A 5,253-nucleotide genomic window follows, 5' to 3' on the forward strand; every position below is an offset into this window, starting at 1 on the left:
AGCGTATCTAATATTCAGTCTCGCGTATACCCGTCGATTGTTTGACACTTACATTTGAGAAGTTTTTGATCCAGGTTTAAAAAGCGCCGGATGACATGCTGTACTCGGCTCTCGCTTTGCGAGCCTGCAGAATTTCGGCGTGAACACCTTCGAAAGCGGGTTTACAGAGCCCTATTCTCCGCAGCAATTAGAACCATTCTTTCAGGATCGGCCGTCTGTCGGATCGTTCTGCGAGCCGTTCTCCACCTTGTTTCGATACCTGAATTTTCTGTTGGGGAGCTGAAGCTTTTCCTTTCGGTAAAAAGAGCACGGATGTTCTGTACCATGCTCTTGTAATGGGATTTGAAATCTGAATGGTACTCGTTCTCACCGCTCTTACTTTGCGACTACGATGTTAACCACTTTGCCTTTGACCACAATGATCTTCTTGATTTCGTGGCCTTCGGTAAATTTGATGACAGACGGCTGTTCGAGCGCTTTTTCCTTGAGGGCTTCTTCGTTGCTGCCGGCCGGCATTTCGAATTTGCCGCGGACTTTGCCGTTGACCTGAACGATGACGGTTACGACATCTTCCACAAGCTTGGATTCGTCCCAGGTCGGCCAGGGTTCGTAGGCGATGGACTCATTGCTTCCGGTCAGCGTGTGCCAGAGCTCTTCGCCCAGATGCGGTGCGAACGTTGAAATCATCTTCACAAAGCCTAACGCGTACGGGCGGTAAATCTTCTTGTTCTTGTACGCTTCGTTGATGAAGATCATCATCTGCGAAATGGCGGTGTTGAAGTTAAGGGTATCGATATCCTTGGAAACTTTCTTCACCGTCTGGTTATAGACTTTGTCGAGGTTTCCATCGTTTTCATCGGTAATTTCCAGAGCTTCGGTGAAAGCGCGGTTAACGCGTTCGAGCCACTTGCGGGTACCGTCCAGACCCGTCGTCGACCAGGGCAGACCCGCTTCGAGCGGTCCCATGAACATTTCGTAAACGCGCAGTGCATCAGCACCATGGCTGGCGACGATTTCATCCGGGTTTACGGCGTTGCCGCGGGATTTCGACATCTTTTCGCCGTTGCTTCCCAGAATCATGCCCTGATGGAACAGTTTCTGGAACGGTTCCTTTGTCGGGACTACGCCCAGATCGTAGAGCACTTTGTGCCAGAAACGTGCATAGAGCAGATGCAGAACCGCATGTTCCGCACCGCCGACGTACAGATCAACCGGGAGCCAGTGCTCAAGCAGTTTCGGGTCGGCAATCGCCTTGTCGTTATGCGGATCGATGTAGCGCATGTAGTACCAGCAGGAGCCGGCCCACTGCGGCATCGTATTCGTTTCGCGTGTTCCCTTTACGCCGTCAATTTCCACATTGAGCCAGTCGGTGCAGTTGGCCAGCGGCGATTCACCGTTGTCCGCCGGCTGGAAATTGTCCGTTGCCGGGAGTTCGAGCGGGAGTTCTTCCACATCAATGGTGCGTTCGGTGCCGTCTTCCATATGAACGATTGGAATCGGCTCGCCCCAGTAGCGCTGTCTCGAAAAGAGCCAGTCACGCAGTTTGTACGTTGTCTTGGCATTTCCTGCGTGATGGGCTTCCAGCCACTCGATCATCTTGCCGATGGCTTCCTTCTTGCCTAAGCCATTAAGCCATTCGGAATTGATATGCATCCCGTCTTCCGTCCAGGCTTCTTTTTCAATGTCGCCGCCTTCGATGACCGGAATAATGGGCAGACCGAATTTTTTGGCGAATTCATAGTCGCGGGTGTCATGAGCCGGTACGGCCATAATGGCGCCGGTTCCATAGGAAGCGAGTACATAGTCGGAAATCCAGATTGGTACTTTCTTTCCATTGACCGGGTTGATCGCATAGGCGCCGGTGAAGACGCCGGTTTTATCTTTGTTCAGATCCGTTCTCTGCAGATCGGATTTGGTAGCGCATTCCTTTTTATAGGCTTCCACCGCTTCTTTCTGTTCCGGCGTAGTGATTTCGTCAACGAAAGGATGTTCCGGAGCCATTACACAGTAGGTTGCGCCAAAGAGGGTATCGCAGCGCGTCGTGAATACGGTGAACTGCTTGTCGTGGCCGTCAATATCGAAAATGACATTGGCACCCGCAGACTTACCGATCCAGTTTTTCTGCATTTCTTTTGTGGAGGATGGCCAGTCTACGAGATCGAGATCTTCCAGCAGGCGGTCTGCGTATTCGGTAATACGCAGTACCCACTGACGCATCGGTTTGCGGATAACCGGGTAGCCGCCGCGTTCGCTCTTGCCGTCGATAACTTCTTCGTTTGCCAGGACGCATTTGAGTTCTGGGCACCAGTTAACGGGAATCTCATCGATGTAAGCCAGACCTTTTTCATAGAGCTTGGTAAATATCCACTGGGTCCACTTGTAGTACTCCGGATCGCTGGTCGCAATTTCGCGGTCCCAGTCGTAGGAGAAGCCGAGAGACTGAATCTGATCGCGGAAATGACCAATATTCTGCTTTGTGAATTCCGAAGGGTGATGGCCGGTCTGAATGGCGTACTGCTCAGCTGGCAGACCAAAGGAGTCAAAGCCCATCGGATGGAGAACGTTATAACCTTCCATGCGTTTTTTGCGGGCGATGATATCCGTGGCAGTATAGCCTTCCGGGTGTCCGACATGGAGTCCGTTTCCAGATGGATACGGGAACATGTCGAGTACATAGTATTTTGGTTTGGAGAAATCGGACGTATCGGTTTTGAACGTTTTATGATCCGCCCAGTACTTCTGCCACTTTTTCTCAATGGACTGATGATCGTACATACTGATTTCCTTTCCTTTCTTTTCGATCGAAACGGCGCCTTTAGACGGTTCCAATCGGCTGGGTCTTTTCCATGTGCAGAGAAACTGCAGGACGCGTGTACAGCGAGTCAATACCCTTGCGGCAGGTGCCTTCGGAAAAAGTCCTTCCGTAAAAGAAAAACGCCCTTACCTAAACTGTAAGGACGTAAACTACGCGGTACCACCTTGCTTCACAGATCGTCTGTTGATTGAATTCCCATTTAAAGAAAAGGAATAAAGATCTGTGCACTTAATGCCCATATAGCAGGTCTGCATTACGCAATCCAGACGAGTTCGAAAGAAGAAACTGCCGGGCTTTCACCAACCGCCGGCTCTCTGCGAGCTTTCTTTATTTTCTACTGCTTCTGAATTATGGCGTTAGTGGTAATTTATCAAAGACTTTGCGAGCTCGTCAACTCCCCCTCTCTTCGACCGAAAAGAGAAAGCCGGATTTGTACCTTACAAAGTCGGGTTTCTCAGTTGTCCACACAGCAGCTGGCTGGACGGATGGGCAGAGAATTCCAGTTTTTCTGCCCCCTGTTTTTCCCAGTTCTGACAGCCTGGTTTGCAGCTTCGATCCGTTTCTAGCTAATCGGCGCTGCGTGCGCATCTGCTTTCATTTTCATGAACTACATCCAGCAAAAATCGAGCTGTACAAAAATCCAATTTGTTTACAATTTCAACAATATCCTATAGGAAAAGCTAATACTGTGATTTTTCGGCGAGAATGCTAAACTGTGCCTGAGGAATGAATATGAAAAATAAATTGTCAACTCTGGAGCTCAAATGGATTATGTACGATGTAGGAAACTCCGCGTTTATCCTGCTTGCAACGTCCATTATGCCCATCTACTTTAATCACCTGGCTACACAGGCCGGTCTTTCGGAAACGGAATATCTCTCCTGGTGGTCCTACGCGGCAAGTATCGCCACAATCTGTGTGGCCATTGCCGGTCCCTTAATGGGAACGCTCGCCGACTTTGACGGAAACAAGAAAAAAATCTTCCTGGGCAATGCCCTGGCCGGCGCATTCCTGCTGTTCTGTTTCTGGATTCCCAGTCACTGGATGGCGTTTCTCGCTTTGTTTATCTTCTGCAAGATTCTCTACAGCATTTCGTTAGTCATCTACGATTCCATGCTCGTCGATGTCTGCCCGGAAGACAAAATGGATATGGTCTCCTCAAAAGGCTATGCCTGGGGCTATATCGGCAGCTGCATTCCTTTCATCGTTTCTTTAGGCCTGATGCTCGGCTACGAAAATCTGGGCATGGGCTTTCAGACCGCAATTCTTCTGGTATTTTTACTGAACGCCGTGTGGTGGGCGCTGTTTACTCTGCCGCTGGCCTTCAGCTATAAGCAGAAACATTTCGTACCCCGTAAAGGGCATGCGGCACGTCAGACGTTTGGACGACTCTGGAAAGTCCTTAAGGAAATCGGCCATAACCGCAAAGTTCTCCTGTTCATGGCGGCATTCTTCTTTTATATCGACGGCGTCTATACCATCATCGAGATGGCGACCGCCTATGGAACCTCACTTGGACTCGATCAGACGGGTCTGCTTCTGGCCCTGCTTCTGACACAGGTCATCGCTTTTCCAGCTGCCATTCTCTTTGGCTATCTGGCCAAAAGCTACTCCGCGGGCGAGCTGATCAAAGTTGGCATCTTCGCCTACTTCTGCATTTCAATCTTTGCCCTGTTCATGTATTCCATCTGGCAGTTCTGGATTCTCGCCGCCGCCGTCGGCGTATTCCAGGGCGGGATTCAGGCACTCAGCCGTTCGTACTTTGCGCGGATCATTCCGAAAAACCAGACCGGTGAATACTTTGGTCTGTACGACATTGCCGGCAAAGGCGCGAGCTTTTTAGGAACGCTCGTTGTCGGGCTGATTACCCAGCTGACCGGTCAGCAGAACATTGCGGTCGGCACGCTCGCCTTCCTGTTTCTGATCGGCTACCTGATCTTCGCCAGGGCCAACACCCTTCCTGATCCCGTCTATGATGAAAACGGAGCACACACTTCAAACTGATTTTTAAACATTCACTTACGCTGTTTCTGACTGAATAAAGTCTGAAACTGCGATTTTTTTTTGCATATTGGCCTACGAACCCGCTCTTTCGTTTTCCCGATGTCACTCTTTTTCCGGCCTATCTATTTTTCTACAGACAGCGTTACCGCAGACTTGCCACGATAAATCCATGTTCGCAGAGAGCGTGTTTGTCGAACTCGGAATTTTTCTGCTGCTGAATTGGCTAGAATATGGTTATACATGGGCTGTTCAAATGAACGGCTTTCTGTGTTTATGAAACTGCGGATGAATTTGACTGTACAAAGAGAAAGAACAGGAGATAAAAAATGGAACTTGTTTATCAGATTACTCCCGACGGGTTTTCGCTGATTATTACCAATTGTTTTTGTCAATTGAAAACTGGTCCAGTTGCGTAATTGAAAACTGGTCCACTT

General features: G+C 49.6%; 3 protein-coding genes. 1 reads left to right on the plus strand and 2 read right to left on the minus strand.

The window, feature by feature from the left end; genetic code table 11:
* Positions 1–375: 375 nt before the first annotated feature.
* Entirely contained in the window at positions 376–2,775 is a 2,400-nt protein-coding gene (gene leuS / locus Q2J39_RS10435) for a leucine--tRNA ligase (protein WP_288340620.1), read from the minus strand.
* Between the two features lie 772 nt (positions 2,776–3,547).
* Here leuS and Q2J39_RS10440 point away from each other — a divergent pair.
* Positions 3,548–4,819: an MFS transporter gene (locus Q2J39_RS10440; protein ID WP_288340621.1), complete on the plus strand. Its 1,272-nt coding sequence runs from the start codon at positions 3,548–3,550 to the stop codon at positions 4,817–4,819.
* Positions 4,820–4,941: 122 nt separating this feature from the next.
* Here Q2J39_RS10440 and Q2J39_RS10445 read toward each other — a convergent pair.
* On the minus strand, positions 4,942–5,253 hold a 312-nt coding region (locus Q2J39_RS10445; protein WP_288340623.1), incomplete at its 5' end, for a hypothetical protein.

It is taken from the genome of uncultured Allobaculum sp. (assembly GCF_948576815.1).
Taxonomy (GTDB): domain Bacteria; phylum Bacillota_I; class Bacilli_A; order Erysipelotrichales; family Erysipelotrichaceae; genus Allobaculum; species Allobaculum fili.